9 protein-coding genes are annotated in these 16,002 nt (G+C 75.4%); 6 read left to right on the top strand and 3 right to left on the bottom strand.

The annotated features are described in order from the left end of the window. The first annotated feature begins 355 nt into the window (after positions 1-355). From ACZ6AQ_RS21885 to ACZ6AQ_RS21875, 3 genes are all read left to right on the top strand, one after another. On the top strand, positions 356-2,647 hold the full coding sequence (locus ACZ6AQ_RS21885) for an asparagine synthase-related protein (protein ID WP_468761531.1): 2,292 nt from the start codon (positions 356-358) through the stop codon (positions 2,645-2,647). Positions 2,648-2,778: 131 nt separating this feature from the next. Beyond that, a complete protein-coding gene (locus ACZ6AQ_RS21880) occupies positions 2,779-3,369 on the top strand; it encodes a Uma2 family endonuclease (protein ID WP_468761897.1) in 591 nt (196 codons plus the stop codon). 84 nt (positions 3,370-3,453) lie between these two features. Beyond that, the gene (locus ACZ6AQ_RS21875) at positions 3,454-6,726 is read left to right on the top strand and encodes an ATP-binding protein (protein ID WP_468761529.1); all 3,273 of its coding nucleotides are present in this window, start codon (positions 3,454-3,456) and stop codon (positions 6,724-6,726) included. Between the two features lie 118 nt (positions 6,727-6,844). Here the strand turns inward: ACZ6AQ_RS21875 and ACZ6AQ_RS21870 are convergent, their stop codons facing one another. Next, the gene (locus ACZ6AQ_RS21870) at positions 6,845-9,115 is read right to left on the bottom strand and encodes a sigma-70 family RNA polymerase sigma factor (protein WP_468761527.1); all 2,271 of its coding nucleotides are present in this window, start codon (positions 9,113-9,115) and stop codon (positions 6,845-6,847) included. A gap of 311 nt (positions 9,116-9,426) precedes the next feature. Next, a complete protein-coding gene (locus tag ACZ6AQ_RS21865; RefSeq protein ID WP_468761895.1) occupies positions 9,427-10,239 on the bottom strand; it encodes a TetR/AcrR family transcriptional regulator in 813 nt (270 codons plus the stop codon). 353 nt (positions 10,240-10,592) lie between these two features. Here ACZ6AQ_RS21865 and ACZ6AQ_RS21860 point away from each other — a divergent pair, with 353 nt between their 5' ends. Next, a complete protein-coding gene (locus ACZ6AQ_RS21860) occupies positions 10,593-11,954 on the top strand; it encodes an NAD(P)/FAD-dependent oxidoreductase (protein ID WP_388690009.1) in 1,362 nt (453 codons plus the stop codon). A 106-nt stretch (positions 11,955-12,060) separates the two neighbouring features. Continuing rightward, entirely contained in the window at positions 12,061-13,683 is a 1,623-nt protein-coding gene (locus ACZ6AQ_RS21855) for an ATP-binding SpoIIE family protein phosphatase (protein WP_468761525.1), read from the top strand. Positions 13,684-13,690: 7 nt separating this feature from the next. Here the strand turns inward: ACZ6AQ_RS21855 and ACZ6AQ_RS21850 are convergent, their stop codons facing one another. Next, the gene (locus tag ACZ6AQ_RS21850; protein ID WP_468761523.1) at positions 13,691-14,962 is read right to left on the bottom strand and encodes an MFS transporter; all 1,272 of its coding nucleotides are present in this window, start codon (positions 14,960-14,962) and stop codon (positions 13,691-13,693) included. 154 nt (positions 14,963-15,116) lie between these two features. On the opposite strand from ACZ6AQ_RS21850, the gene ACZ6AQ_RS21845 reads away from it, so the two are divergent. Then, the gene (locus tag ACZ6AQ_RS21845; protein WP_388690005.1) at positions 15,117-15,683 is read left to right on the top strand and encodes a MarR family winged helix-turn-helix transcriptional regulator; all 567 of its coding nucleotides are present in this window, start codon (positions 15,117-15,119) and stop codon (positions 15,681-15,683) included. Positions 15,684-16,002 lie beyond the last annotated feature (319 nt).

Below are 16,002 nucleotides of genomic sequence, written 5' to 3'. Positions count from 1 at the left end.
GGCCGTGCGCTCTCGTCCCGGAGGCCGGGGAGGGCTTCCATCGGTACCGCGTGGGTCGGCCCGTTCGACCGGGACCGGAGTCCCGGACCAGTGGGCCGGGGGACATCGCCGCCCCATTCCCCGCGGGCGGCGGACGGCACCGGGAGGCGGAACCGCCTCCCGGCCTGCCGTGGTTACGTGCGGACGGATCGCCCCCGCCGGGGCGCCATCGGCGGCCGAACGCCGTTCAAACCTCCTTGGGGCGGTCGATATTTGGCCGAATGTCACCGGTGTCCACCTGGCTCATGCCAGGGGCGCATTCGGCTTTCGCGCCCGTGCCCCCGCACCCCGCCCCGTGCGCCGTTGTCGTGGCAGCATGTCTCCCACCGAAACGGACGTGGAGGCGCCGATGCGATGGCTGGTGGGCTGGAGCAGTGCCGCCGCGGGCTTCGCACCGTCCGGGAGGGCGCGGACCGGAGCGGGGAACGGCCCGCACGGCCCGTACGACTCCTACGGCCCGTACGACGCGCACCGCCCGTACGACGCGCACGGCCCCTACGACGCGCGCGGCCCCCACGGCCCGGCGGACACGGCCCGCGGGTACGGCTCCGGGCACGACCGCCCGGCGGCCGAGGGGCGCACGGTGCAACCGGTGGGCGCACAACCCCTCTGGGGCGGTCCCGACCCGCTCTGGGCGGTCGGCGACTGGCGCCCCGACGAAGTGCGCGTCGTCTCCGTGGACGACCACACCCGCCTCGCCGTCCTCGGCTGCTGCGCCGCCGGCGACGAGGAGCTGCGCCTCGGCCTCCTCACCGCGCGCGGTGGCGCCCTGCGCCACCTCACGGCTTGGCCGGGAAGCTACACCGCCGTCGTCAAGGCGGGCCGCCGCATCACCGTCACGGGTGATCTCGCGGGCGCCCGGCCGGTGTTCCACACCCCCTGGCAGGGCGGCACCGCGTACGCCACCGCCGCCCTCCCCCTCGCCGACCTGGTCGAGGCCCAGCTCGACATCGGTCACCTGGCTGCCCTGCTCGCCTGTCCCGAGACCCCGGAGGCGCTGCGCGACTCCACCCCGTACGAAGGGGTCCGGCGGGTCCCGCCCGGCCACGCGCTGATCCTGCGGGAGGGCTCGCGCGAGATCACCGGATACGAACAGGTCGCCTCGCTCGCGGTCGCGACCCCCGAGTCCGATCCCCGGCAGGCCGTCGAAGGCGTCAGGGACGCCCTGGTCGAGGCCGTACGGGCACGGCTCACCGCCCCCCGGCACGCCCCCGAGGCCCCGCCGCCCGATCCGGGCCCGGTCCCCGGCATGGGACCCGCCGACCGGCGCGCCGCCCGGGGCGCGGGCCCGGCGCCCGGCATCGGCGCCGACCTGTCCGGCGGCAGCGCCTCGGGCACGCTCGCCCTCCTGGCGGCCGGTCTCCCCGGGGTCCCGGGCACGATCACCGGCCACGGCGCGGGCGCGGGGGAGCGGCTGCTCGCCGTCACCTTCAACGACCTGGCGAACCGGACCGGCGCCGGCCGCGAGGACGAGCTGGAGCGGGCCCGGGAGCTGGCCGCCGACCCGCGCCTGCACCACGTGGTCGTTGCGGCCGGCGAGGAGGCGCTCCCGTACGCCTCCCTCGACGGACCGCTCACCGACGAGCCGGGGCCCGCCCTCGTCACGGCCGAACGCCACCGGCGGCGGCTCGCGGGCGGCAGCGCCGACCACTTCACCGGCATGGGCGCCCGGCAGGTTCTGGACGCGCACCCGGCGCGCCTCGCCGACCTCCTGATGGACCGCAGGCGACGCTCCCTGGTCCGCCCCGTCACCGCGCTCGCCAAGGCGTCGGGGCCGTCGGCGGGCGCGCTCCTGGTGCCGCTGACCGTGTACCGGGCGGCCCGGAAGCTGGCCCGCACCCCGTACCGGGCCGGTCTGGAGGCGGCGGCCAAGCGGGTCCTGGAGGCCAACCGCACGGCCCCGGACGGCTTCGGCCCCCTGGAGGCGTCCCTCTCCGCGCTCGCCTGGTCGCGGCCGGGGCCCGCCGCACGGTGGCTGACGGGGGAGGCGCTGGCCGAAGTATCGGTTCGCCTGACCAGGGCGGCGACCCTTCCCGCCTCCGTCCAGCGCCCCGGCGAGGCACGCGCGCGTGCCGCCCTCGCCCGCGCCGCCGCCGACCACCGGGTCCTGGAACAGGCCGCCGAGATCCGGGGCCAGCGACTGCACGCCCCCTTCCTCGACAACCAGGTCGTACGGGCCTGCCGCGTCCTCCCCGAATCGCTGCGGGTCCAGCCCGACGCCCGCGCGGGCGTCCTGCGCACGGTCCTGTCCGGCGCCGGCGTCCACGACCTGCCGCCGGGCTGGGGCGCCCCCCACCCGGCCGTCCCGGCCGCCGCCGTCCGTGCGGGCCTGCGCGCCGCGCTCCCCCGGCTCCTCGCCCTCTTCGACGCGCCGCTCCTCGCGGACGCGGGCCTGATCGAGGCCCGCGTCGTCCGCGAGGCCCTCCGCGCCGCCGCCGACGGCGAGCCCGTCCCCCTCGACGGCCTCGCCGACCTGGTCTCCACCGAACTCTGGCTCCGCCGCCTCCTCGCCCGCCGCGGCTCCTGCTGGACCAGCACCGCGGAGCCCCGGGCCCACCGCGCGGTCCAGGGCCCGCTGGTCCCGGCCTCGCGATCGCTGCCGGCCTGAGCCGTCGCGGGTCACCCCCCCCGGTGAAACACGCACGGCACGCTCGTTCGAGTGAACGTGCTCCGGTCTCCGCCGCGCTGCCCGGCCTAGGCTGGGAGCGTCGCACCGAGCGAAGGAGGTCCGGCATGGCGATGCCGCTGCCGATTCCGGAAGACGCGTTCTCCGAGGGCACGCCCGACCGCGAGGGCGCGAGCGTGCAGGAGACCTTCGAGCTGTTCAGTGCGCTGGCACCCAAGGGCTGGCGCGTGGAGCTGATCGAAGGGGAGATCTACGTGGTGCCTCCGGCCAATGGCGAGCACGAGGAGATCGTTTCAGAGGTGAACGGCCAGGTCCGGGACCATGACAAGAGCCTTGGGCGCTATACGGGCATCGGCCTCGTCCTGCCCGGGACCGCCGACCCGGTGCGGGTCATCCCCGACCTCGTCGTCGCCCCCAAGGGCAGCTTCGACGACCGGCGGGAGTGGCACGCCCCCGACCCCGTCCTCCTCGTCGCCGAGGTCACCTCCACCTCCACCGCCGGACGCGACCGCGTCCAGAAGATCCGGGCCTACGCGCGCGCGTGCATCCCCCTCTACCTCCTGATCGACCGCGACGCGGGCGAGGCCGTCGTGTGCTCCGGGCCGATGGGGGACGACTACGGCCACAAGTCCGTCCACAAGCTGGGGACGCCCGTACCGCTCCCGGCCCCCCTGGACCTCACCCTGGACACCGCGGAGTTCTGACGCCCGCCGTCCCCGGGTCCGGCCCGGGGACGGGTCCGGGGAAACCCCGAGGCGCACGGAGGGGGCGGCGGCCACAATGAACCGGTGCGGTATCTCATCCTCGGCACCACCGAGGCCCTTCGTCCCGACGGCTCCCCCCTTCCCCTCGGCGGTGCCCGGCTGCGCGCGCTCCTCGCCGCGCTCGCGCTGCGCGGCGGGCGGACCGTCCCGGTCGGCGAACTCACCGACGACGTGTACGGGGACGACCCGCCGCAGGACGCGCCCGCCGCCCTCCAGGCCCTGGTCGGCCGCCTCCGCCGGGTCCTCGGCCGGGAGGCCGTCGTCTCCGCTCCCGGTCCCGGCTACCGGCTCGCCGCCGGACCCGAGGACATCGACCTGTACGTCTTCGAGCGCCGGACCGCCGAAGCGGGCGCCCGCCTGGACGCCGGCGACCCCGCGACCGCCGCCGCCCTCCTCCGGCAGGCCCTCGGGCTCTTCCGCGGTCCCTCCCTCGCCGACCTGCCCGGCCCTGCGGGCGTCCGGACCGAGGCCCAGCGGCTCGCGGCCCTGCGCCGCCGCGTCGAGGCGGACCTGCGCCGGGGCGCCACCGACGGACTCGTACCGGAGCTGACCGAACTCACCGCCACGCACCCGTACGACGAGACGTTCCACGCCCACCTCGTCCGCGCGCTGCGGGCCGAGGGCCGCCACGCCGACGCCCTCGCCGCGTACGAGTCCGCCCGCCGCACCCTCGCGGACGCCCTCGGCGCCGACCCCGGCCCCGAACTCGCCGCCCTCCACCGCGAACTCCTCACGGGCCGGACCCCACCCCGACCCGTACCGGCCCCGTCGGCACGCGTCGCCGCCGCTCCCGGCACCGGCACGGGCCCCGCTCCCCTCTCCGGCAACATCCGCCCCCGGCTCACCTCCTTCGTCGGCCGGGAGCCCGAACTCGCCGCGCTCCGCGCCGATCTGGAGCGCTGCCGACTCGTCACGCTCACCGGCCCCGGCGGGAGCGGCAAGACGCGGCTCGCGGAGGAGGCCGCCCTGCGGACCGTCGGCCCCGCCGCATGGATCGCGGAACTCGCCCCGCTCGACGACCCCGGGGCCGTACCCGGCGCCGTCCTCTCCGCGCTCCGCCTCCGCGAGATCAACCTGATCGCCCGCGAGGGCGCCCCGCCCCAGGGCGATCCCACCGCCCACCTGGTCGAGCACCTGGCCGACCGCCCGCTCCTCCTCGTCCTCGACAACTGCGAGCACGTGATCGGCGCGGCCGCCGCCCTCGCCGAAACCCTCCTCTCCCACTGCCCGCGGCTCCGTGTCCTCGCCACCAGCCGCGAACCCCTCGGCGTCCCCGGCGAATCGATCCGCCCCGTGGAGCCCCTGCCGCCCGACCCCGCCCACCGCCTCTTCGCCGAGCGCGCCCGCGCCGTACGGCCCTCCTTCGACCTCGCCCGGGACGGCGGCGAGACCGTCGACGAGATCTGCCGGCGTCTCGACGGCCTGCCGCTCGCCATCGAACTGGCCGCGGCCCGCCTCCGCCTGCTCACCCCCCGCCAGATCGCGGACCGCCTGGACGACCGGTTCCGGCTCCTCACCTCCGGCTCCCGTACGGTTCTGCCCCGCCAGCAGACCCTGCGTGCCGTGGTCGACTGGTCCTGGGACCTGCTCGACCCGGACGAGCGCACCCTGCTCCGCCAGGTCTCGGTCTTCGCCGGCGGCTGGGACCTCGCCGCCGCGGAGTCCCTCTCCCCGCCCGCCACCGACACCCTGGGCATCCTGGGCGCCCTGGTCGAGAAGTCCCTCGTCGTCGCCGCCCCCGCCGAGGACGGCGAGATGCGCTACCGCCTCCTGGAGACCATCCACGAGTACGCGGTCGAACGCGCCGCCGAGACCCCCGCCCTGCTCGCCGCCGCCGAGGCCGCCCACACCGCCCACTTCACGGCCCTCGCCGAGGCCGCCGAACCCAAGCTGCGCTCCGGCGAGCAGATGCCCTGGATCGAACGGCTGGAGCGCGACCTCGACAACATCCGGGCCGCCCTCCACCGCACCCTCGTCACCGACCCCGACGAAACCGCCGCCCTCCGCCTCGTCTTCGCCATGGGCTGGTTCTGGTGGCTGCGCAACCACCGCCCCGAGGGCCTGGCCTGGGTCGAGCGCGCCGTCGCCCTCGGCGACGACCCCGCCGACCCGGCCGACCCGCGCCACTGGCCGCGCATGCGCCTGCGGATGCTGTACTTCTTCCTGCTGATCGAGAGCCACACCGTTTCGGAACTGCGCGACGACCCCGTGACCATGGCCCTGGTCCGGCGGGTGCGGTCCGTGTTCGGGGACGAACCGGGTCCCGAGGCCGCCCGCTTCCCCGGCCTGCTCTGGCCGTTCACCGCGATCCTCACCGAGGAGCCGGCGCGGGTCCGGGACCTGCTCGACACCGCCGTCGCCAACTGCCGCCGCCACGGAGGGGACTGGGAGGTGGGCGTCAGTCTGATGTTCCGTACGCACATGACCGTCGACATGCCCGGCGGCATGGCCGGGGTGGACGAGGACCTGGCCGAACTCCGCGCCCTCGCCCGCCGGGTCGGCGACCGCTGGATGGGGGCGCAGATCACGAGCGCGGCGGCCGAGGCCAACATGGTGCGCGGCCGGTACGAGGAGGCCGGCGCGGACTACGAGGAAGCCCTCCGCCTCGCCCGTGAGGTGGGCGCCCACGCCGAGGGCCCCTTCCTCATCGCCCGCCTCGCCGAGATCGCCTACCGCTCCGGTGACATGGAGGCGGCCGACCAGGGCCTGGACGAGGCGTCGGCGGAGGCCGAGCGCCACCACGTCAAGGACCTCCGGCCCTTCGTCTGCTTCCTGCGCGCCTCCATCGCCCTCCACCGGGGCGAGATCGAAACGGCCCGCGCCCGGGTGGCGGAGGCGAGCCGGCTGACCGTGGCCGGAAACCCGCCGCCGCACTTCACGGCCGGGGTCATCGGCCTCACCGCCCGGATCGAGGCGTACGGGGGCGGGGGCACCGCGGCCGTCGCCTCCGCGGCGTCCGCACTGCGGGACGCGCGGGACGCGCGGTGCGCGGACCTCGTCCTCACGTTCCTCGGCCAGGGGGTCGCGGTCGCCCTGTCCCGGGCGGGCGAACACGGCTTCGCCGCCACGGTCCTGGCCGCCGTCGACGTCTGGCGCCGCGAGGTGCCCCCCTCGGTCCCGGAGGTGGCGGAGGCCGGATCGGTGCGGGCCCGTGCGCTCGCCGCCCTCGGCGCGCTCGGCCTCGCCGCCGCCCGGACGGTGGGCGAGGGTCTGGACGCCGACGGGGTCCTGGCCCTCGTGGCACCCGTGGCCCGCATACGGACGGACACCGGCCCGGACGGCACCGGGGACGGCTGACGGGCATCGGGAGCAGCCACGAGGCGGCGGAAACGGACACCCGGAGGAGCGGTCGCACGGGTGCAGGGCGCGGCCACCCGGCCCCGGCCGCGCGGTGGCCGGGACGTCCTCCCCGGCGTCAGGAGCAGCTGATCCGGGACTGCGCCCAGTCGGCGATCACGGCCCGTCCGAGCGGGGCGTCCTCCTCGACCACGAGCCGGAGCGTGGAGCGCCCGGTGATGTCGACGTGCACCGGGACGGGCGGATCGCCCGCCCCGACCACCCCGGAGCTCCAGAGCCGCTCCCCGTCCCCGTAGACGGAGAAGCGGACGCCGCCGAGGCCGAACAGGGCGCTCAGGTCGTCGACGCCGGCCATCGCCTCGTACGTCGTGCACTGCCGGTTCAGGTCGATGACCAGCGAGGACGGCGCGTGGACGCTCACTCCGTGCGCGTACCGGGTGCCGCCGACGGAGAGGCCGTCGCGCTGCCACATGAAACCGCTCTCCGAGAGCGACACCTCGGGTTCGGTGCCGCCGCCGAAGATGCCGTACTCCAGCTCGCCGACCGGATAGACGGTCGGCGGCGCCGGCTCGGGCGAGGGCTCCTCGGGACTCGGAGTCGGCGTCGGAGTGGGCGTCGGAGTAGGGGTGGGGGTGGGGGTGGGTTCCGGGGACGGAGTGGGCGGCGGCGTCGGTTCGGGCACGGGCTCCGGGGACGACGGCGCCGGTTCCGGTTCCTGCTCCGGCGACGGCTTCGCGGGCACGGGCTCCGGCATGGGCGCCGGGGGCGCCGGCGGGACGGACACGACCGGCGGTACGGGCTTCGCCACCGGCTCCACGGGCGGCGCGCTCGCGGGGGGCGTCACCGGCGTGACGACCGGCCGCGGGGGCGCGGCCTCGGGCCTCGGGTCCCCGGCCATGGCCCAGGCGAGTCCGGCGGCCGCGGCGATGGCCACGGCCGCCGCGAGGCCGGCCTTGGCGGGCGCGCCGAGCCCCTCGGCGGCGGCGCCGCCCGACGCGGCACCGCCCGTGGACCCGGAGGCGGCGGCCGCCGCGCCCGCGCCGGCTGCGCCGACGGCACCCCCGGCGACGACGCCGGCCGCCTTGAGCGTGTACCCGGCGGCGAACCAGCCGATGACGGCGATCGGCAGCAGCGCGGGGATTCCGGCGTTCACGTGGGCCAGCTCACCGGCGGCGAGCCGGCAGCGGGCACACTCCTCCAGGTGCTTGCGCAGACCGCGCTCGGCCCGCATCCGCAGCCCGCCGCGCGCGTAGGCGCCGAGCCGGTCCGCGTACCGGGCGCAGTCGCCGCCCGCCGTCAGGGACTGGCTGACGTGAGCCTGGAGGTACGCCTGCTTGAGTCCCTCCCGGGCCCGACTGGCGAGGACGGCCGTGGCGTTGGCGGTCAGTCCGAAGAGCGGGGCGATCTCGCTCGGCGACTCCTCCTCGACGGTGGTGTGCCACAGCACCGCCTGCCACCGCTCGGGCAGCGAGCGGAACGCCCGCATGGCGAGCGTCTGTTCGGCCTCGTGCATGGCCCGCACGTCCGCGCCGAGGTCCATCGTGTCCTGGTCGGAGACCTCGGAGGAGCGGGCGGCCTCCGCCGCGAACGCCGCGAAGTCCTCGACGAGGTGTTCGCGCTTCTGCGTCCTGGTCCAGTGCGCGGCGACCCGCCGGACGGTGGTCATGAGGTAGGCCCGCACGGCCTGTTCGGGCCCCGCGCCGCCCCGTACCGCCTGGAGGGTACGGGCGAACACCTCGGCGGTGAGGTCGTCGGCGGTGTGCGCGTCGCGACAGCAGGTCCTCGCGTACCGGCGCACGGCCTCGGAGTGCCGGCGGAACAGCTCCTCGTACGCCGAGTCGTCCCCGCCCCGCATGAGCCGGACGAGGTCGGAGTCGGAGGGCGGCAGCTCGACGGGCGGCGGAAGGACGCCCTCGTCCCCGTCGAAGCCGTCCTCGACGCCCGGCCCGTCGCCCGCTTCCGGGCCACCGTACGCACCCGGCCCGTCGCCCGCTTCCGGGCCACCGTACGCACCCGGTCCGTCATACGTACCCGGGCCGCCGTACGCGTCCGAGTCGCCGTACGCGCCGGTCCCGCCGTACGCGCCCGGCCCCGTCCGGTGGGCCGCCCCCGCGACGGCCCCGGAACCCGACCCGGCATCCGTACCGGCACCCGCCCCGGCGGATTTGCCCTCGCGCTGCTGCGGCACGCTCGCGTCGAGCGCGGCGGCGTATCCGGGCGGCAACGCCCCCGGCGGCCCCGGTGGCCCGGAGGACGGGCCTCCCGCGCCGGACGCACCCGGCACGGCGCCTCCCGGCCCTCCCTGGAGCGGGATCTGCCGGGAGGGCATGCCTCCGGTCTCCGTGGCGCCGCCGTTTCCCAGCGGCTCGTCCCGTCCGTCACCGCTCATCGCGGAAGCCCCCGTCCGCACGCTCCGACCCGAACACCGGCCAAGCCTGACACAGAGGGCGGGCACGCCGAAGGGGCGCGGTCACGAACCACTCGTCCGGGGCGACTTCACGCACCCGGGCGTGACCGCTCACGCGTTCGTGTCATGCTCGCGGGCGCGCCCGAGCCGCGGCCCGCGTCCCGGCGGAAGACGACGCTCCGCCGCGGGACCGGAGCACCGGCAGATCCACGGCGCCGACGGCTCCACGGCACCGACGGTCCCGCGACACCGGCAGACCCACGGCACCCGCCGTCCCGCGACGGAGACCGCCCCTACCGCGACCGCAGCCCTTCCAGCAGGATGTCCAGGAGCCGGGCCGAGGCCGCGGCCTGCTGCTCCGCGTCCGGCAGGGCCGGCGCGGCGGTCGCGATGACGAGGAGGACGTCCGCCACGGTCACGTCCGTCCGCAGCTCACCCGCCTCCCGCGCCCGGTCGACCAGGCGCCCGACGACCTCCAGGAGCTCGGCGGTCCCCGCGGTGGTCCGCTCGCCGTCCGGCACGCCCCGCGGCGCGACCACGCGCGCGTCCGCCTGCTCGGCGCCCATCCGCTGGTACGGCACCCGGGCCCCGCCCTCGGCACCGTCACCGTCCGTGTTCCCGGCGTTCCCGGCGTTCCCGGCGACCGCGCGGTCGTCCACGCCCACCCGCAGCACCTGCGGCGGCAGGAGCCGGCCCGCGCCCGAAGCCACCGAGGTCCGCAGGAAGCGGGAGAGGGCCGACCACGGCTCCTCCTCCTGACCGAGCGCGGCCCGCGCCTGATCGGTCAGCCGGGACGTCTCCTCCTCGGCTATCCGCCGCACCAGCACGTCCTTGCTGGGGAAGCGCCGGTAGACGGTGCCGACCCCCACGCGGGCGCGGCGCGCGACGTCCTCCATCGGCGCGCCGTAGCCCAGCTCGCCGAACACCTCGCGCGCGGCCCGCAGAACGTGCTCCAGGTTGCGCTGGGCGTCCACCCGCAGCGGCGCGGACCTGCCGTCCTGCACCGGCGCCCCGTGGCGCCCGGAAGCGTCGGCCCCCGTGGCACGGCCGGCGTCGGCGGTCACCGTCCCGGTGCCCGCCTGCCCTCGCGAATCCTGCATCCGCATAAGCGTTCCCCCGCTCATGATGTCTCCCCCCGGAGACTCCCCGCCCTGATGCGGGGCTCCCGGCCGGCGAGCGCTTCGGTCCACGCGCTCGCCCCGACACCCCGACGAACTACGAACATAGTTGAGTCGGGGTCAATTCAGAAGGGGGAGTTCCGCACGGTGCGCCCCCCGATCGGAGCAAGGACCTGATGGCTCCCGATTCCGTCCTCCCGCCGGACCCGTCCCGCCCACCGTGACCTGGACGGATTCCGCCGGGCCCCGCCCGTGCGCCACCCCGTGCCTCCGTACCCCTCCCGTCACACAATTCGTCGAGCCTGTGGACAAACCCCGGACGGCAGGTGCGTCATGGGACAGTGACCGAACCTGCGCGCATTCTCGTGGTCGGCGGTGGCTACGTCGGCATGTACACCGCGCTGCGCCTCCAGCGGCGGCTCAGGGCGGAACTCGGGGCCGGCACCGCGGAGATCGTGGTGGTCACTCCGGACCCGTACATGACGTACCAGCCGTTCCTGCCCGAGGCCGCGGCCGGCTCGATCTCCCCGCGCCACGTCGTCGTACCGCTGCGCCGCGTCCTGGGCCGCTGCCGGATCGTCATCGGCGAGGTCCGGTCCGTCGACCACGCCGGGCGGACCGCCGTCCTCTCCACCCCCGCCACGGACGAGGAGGGGAGCGGACCGGTCACGCTCGCCTACGACGAACTGGTCCTGGCCCCCGGCTCCGTCTCCCGCACCCTCCCGGTCCCCGGCCTGGCCGAGCACGGCATCGGCTTCAAGACCGTCGAGGAGGCCATCGGGCTGCGCAACCACGTCATCGAGCAGATGGACATCGCCTCCTCCACCCGCGACCCCGCGATCCGCGACGCCGCCCTCACCTTCGTCTTCGTCGGCGGCGGCTACGCGGGCGTGGAGGCCCTCGCGGAGCTGGAGGACATGGCCCGCTACACCGCGCGGTACTACCACAACATCAAGCCGGAGGACCTGCGCTGGGTCCTCGTCGAGGCGTCCGACCGCATCCTCCCCGAGGTGGGCGGGGAGATGGGCCGGTACGCCGTCCGCGAGCTGCGCGGACGGAACGTCGACGTCCGCCTGGAGACCCGCCTCGACTCCTGCGAGGACCGGGTCGCCGTGCTCAGCGACGGCACCCGCCTGCCCACCCGCACCGTCGTGTGGACGGCCGGCGTCAGGCCCTCCCCCCTCCTCGCCGCCACCGGCCTGCCGCTGGACGCGCGCGGCCGGCTCCGCTGCACCGCCCGGCTCGCCGTCGAGGGCGTCGCGCACGCCTGGGCCGCCGGCGACGCCGCCGCCGTCCCGGACCTGACCTCGGGCGAACCCGGCCGGGAGTGCGCGCCCAACGCCCAGCACGCCGTCCGCCAGGCCCGGGTCCTCGCCGACAACATCGCCGCCTCCCTGCGCGGCGAGCCGCTCAAGGAGTACGCGCACGCGTACGCGGGCTCCGTCGCCTCCCTCGGCCTCCACCAGGGGGTCGCCCAGGTCCGCGGCCGCAAACTCAAGGGATACCCGGCGTGGTTCCTGCACCGGGCCTACCATCTGAGCCGGGTCCCCACCTTCAACCGGAAGGCCCGGGTCCTCGCCGAATGGACCCTGTCCGGCCTGTTCAAACGGGAGATCGTCTCGCTCGGTTCGCTGGAACACCCCCGCGCCGAGTTCGAACTCGCCGCCTCCCCGCCCCGGGACGACGACAAGCCGTCGTCCTGACATCACTGTCAGTGCACCCGTCCACACTGGGCGTGTGACCATAGGTGGGCCCACACCTGCACAGCGTGACTCCGCACGGCACCGACACCACGAGGCATACGAATCCGTGAACTTCACCCGCTGGAGCGCCCGGCTCCCCGGCACGCAGCGCCGCACGGCGCGGGGGACCGAAGGCTCCGTGCCCGCCGCCCGCGGGGCCGGGCGGCCGTCGGAGCCCCCACCCGAGGGCGTCCCCGTCCTGGAGGACTTCCCCGTGCGGGAGCTGCTCGGCCGCCTCCCCGGCCTGGTCGCGCTCGTGCACGGCCCGGAGCACCGCATCGTGTACGTCAACGAGGCGTACGCCGCCGCCTTCGGCCCCCGCCCGGCCGGTGCCACCGTCGCCGACACCTGCCCGGAGGCCGAGGAGCTGGGCCTGCTGCCGCTCATGGACCAGGTGCTGCGCAGCGGCAGGCCCCGCACGGTCAAGTCCCGCCGCACCCGCGAGGGTGGTTCGTACACGGTCACCTGCCTGCCCGTCGACGGCCCGGAGCCGGACGGCGGGGGCGGCGTCCTCGTGCACGCGGCGGACGTCACCGACCACGCCGAGGCCGCCGAACGGCTCCGCGCCAGCGAGCGCCGGCACCGCGAGACCGCCGTCACCCTCCAGCGCTCCCTCCTCCCGCAGGACCTGGAGCAGCCCGACGACCTGCGGATCGCCGCCACCTACCAGCCCGGCGGGACCGACGCGGCCGTGGGCGGCGACTGGTACGACGTGATCACCCTCGGAGCCGGCCGCACCGCGCTCGTCATCGGGGACGTGATGGGCCGGGGCGTCCGCGCCGCCGCCGTCATGGGCCAGCTCCGCACCGCCGTCCGGGCGTACGCGCGCCTGGACCTGCCCCCGCACGAAGTGCTCCAGCTCCTCGACGGCCTCGCCGCCGAGATCGACGCCAGCCAGATCGCCACCTGCGTGTACGCGGTCCACGACCCCAACGAGGGAAAGCTGGTGTACGCCTCCGCCGGCCACCTCCCGATGCTGGTGCGGGACGAGGACGGCACCGTCCGTCGCGCCGAGGACCCGACCGGCCCCCCGCTCGGCACCGGCGGCTGGCTGCACACCTCGGGCTCCATCGCCCTGCCGCCCGGCTCCACCGCCGTCCTCTACACCGACGGCCTGGTCGAGCGCCGCCGCGAGGACATCGACGAGGGGGTCGCCGCCCTGGCCCGCGCCCTCTCCGGCGCGAGCGGCACTCCCCAGGTGGTCTGCGGCCGGCTCCTGCGCTCGCTCGGCGTCACCGCCGACCACGACGACGACGTGGCGGTCCTGGTCGTCCAGCACCCCTCCCGGGAGGGGGCGGACGCCGAGCTGTTCCACAACGCCGCCCTGGACCTCCTCGGTGGCGTGGAGGCGGCCCCGCGCGCGCGTGCCTTCGCCTCGGGCGTCCTGGCGAGCTGGCGCTTCCCGGTCGAACTGTGCGACCTGGGCGTCCTCGCCACCAGCGAACTGGTGGCGAACTCCCTCCAGCACGGCACCCCGCCCATGTGCCTGCGACTCCGCCGCACCGACCGGCGCCTGATCATCGAGGTGACCGACGGCGACGACCACCTGCCGCGCCGCCGCAGGGCGGAGACGGAGGACGAGGCGGGTCGCGGAATCTCGATCATCGCGACGATCGCCTCGTCCTGGGGGAGCCGCCGCACTCCGGGCGGCGGCAAAGCGGTCTGGTGCGAGTTCGCCCTGCGGAACTAGACCGTTCTCACCGGGCGGACGCGGACTCGCGGGCCGGTTCGTGCCGCGCGACCACCTTCGACGGCCTGAGGGCCGACGAGGGCAGGTCCTGCTCCGGGGTCAGCTGCCGGCCGAGCCGGACGGCGAGGAAGGCGATCCCGAGCGAGAAGAGCACGAAGGTCACGATGTACGGACCGTGCAGCGCGGCCCCCATGGGTCCGCCCACGGCCGGGCCGACGGCCAGGGCCAGCTGCTTCACCAGGGCGAAGGCCGAGTTGTACGACCCGACCCGCGACTCCGGCGCCAGATCGGCCACCAGCGGCGCCACGGTCGGCGACAGCATCGCCTCACCGAGCCCGAAGAGGGCGTACGTGGAGATGAAGGCCGCCGTCGCCATGGTCTGGCCGCCGTGCCCGAGGCCCGCGTACCCGGCGATGAGCCACGCCACGGTCCAGATCAGGCCCACGGCCGCGATCACCTGGGACCGCCTGCGCCGCTCGACGAACCGCAGCACCAGGAACTGCGCCACCACGATGACCGCCGTGTTGGCGGCGAGCGCGAGTCCGAGCGCCGAGGGCTGAATGCCGGCGGCCTCGGTGCCGTACGCGGCGAGACCCGACTCGAACTGCCCGTAGCAGGCGAAGAAGAGGACGAAGCCGAGGACGCAGAGCTGGACCATCGCCTTGTGCGCGAGCAGGGCGCGGAGACCGCCGCCCTTGCCGGCCCCGGTGGGACGGGTGTCCTGGAGCGCGGGGGAGCCCGGCACCCGGGCGGTCCCGACGATCCCGGCGAGCACCAGGAACATCGCCGCCTCGATCGAGAACAGCAGGATGAAGCTGCCCGGCCGGCTGGTGTCGACCAGCTGGCCGCCGATCAGACCGCCGACGCCGAGCCCCAGGTTCTGCAGGAAGAACTGCGTGGCGAACGCCCGGGTGCGGCCCGCGGGCGTCGAGCACCAGACGATCATCGTGGCGAGCGCGGGCTGGAGCACGGCGGTACCGGCGCCGAGCAGCGCCGCGGCTGCCACGACGGTCGGCACGTGGGCGGCGAACCCCATCCCCACGGCGCCCGCGGCCGCGACGACCGAGGCCACGAGCAGCACGGGCACGGGCCCGCGCCGGTCGACGGCCCGTCCGCTGAAGGGCAGCACCACGAGCGCGGCCACGGCGAAGACGGCGAGGACGATGCCCGCCGTCGCCGCGCCCAGATCCCGCACCTGCGCCACGTACACATAGAGGTACGGCACGGTGAAGCCGAGTCCGAACGCGCTCAGCGCGCTGCCTGCCTGAATCCGGCGCATCGCTGCGCCCCTCGCCTCGGTCACACTCACCCACTTCGATCGCGGGTTCAGACCTGTAGCCCTGAACCCTGAAGACTTCAATACTAAAGTTAACCCCTTAACTGTACACATGGAAGGACTTCAACGCCAACGGGCCCCGTGGGATACTCGCCGCATGTCCGACACCCCCGCGCGGTCCGGCCCGCAGGCCCTCCAGGAGCCGAGCCTCGACGAGCAGATCGCCGCCTACCAGCGCGAGTTCCGCGACCTCGACCCCCAGGTCGAGAAGGTCGTCTCCGCCCTCGGCCGGCTGAACCGGCGGATGAATGTGGCGTACGGGCGTCAGCTCGCCGACCTCGGCATCAGCAACGCCGAATGGGAGGTCCTGAAGACCCTGGTCCTCTCCGGGGAGCCCTACCGCCTGGGCCCCGGCGAGCTGGCCAAGCGCCTGGGGCTCACCCCGGCCGCGATGACCCACCGCATCGACCGCATGGCGGGCGAGGGCCTGGTCACCCGGGACCGCGACGAGAGCAACCGGGTCCGCGTGATCGTCGAGCTGACCGACGAGGGCCGTACGAAGTGGCTGGAGGCCATGCGCATGGCCACCGCCTTCGAGGAGGACCTGCTCCAGGACCTCAGTACGGAGGAGAAGGGCGTCCTCGGTGACGTCCTCATCCGCCTCCTCCGCCGCGTGGAGCTCACCCAGCCCGACGCCGGCGGCCGACTGACGGACCTCGATTGAGGTCGTGGGACGGGGGTAGGGGAGGCAGTTGACACTCGCCTCCCGGACGCGTAGTGTTCTCCGAGTTGTCACGGAGCCTGAACGGTTCTGCGGCAGCGACTCCCGCCGCTGATGCGGCACCTCTACTCAGCACGATCTCCCTCTCGGGAAGAATTTCGGCATGCCGAAATTCATTTCGAAAGACCCGATTATGAGTCGCCGGGGAAATCCGCTAGAGTTTGAGACGTCGGAACGGCCCAACGGCCGGAAAGACAACTCCCGCTGACCGGGAATCAGACGCCGAAAGGATCTGATAGAGTCGGAACCGCCGGAAGGGCCC

The organism is Streptomyces sp. NPDC041191 (assembly GCF_055591945.1).
This window is presented reverse-complemented; position numbering and strand designations above follow the sequence as displayed.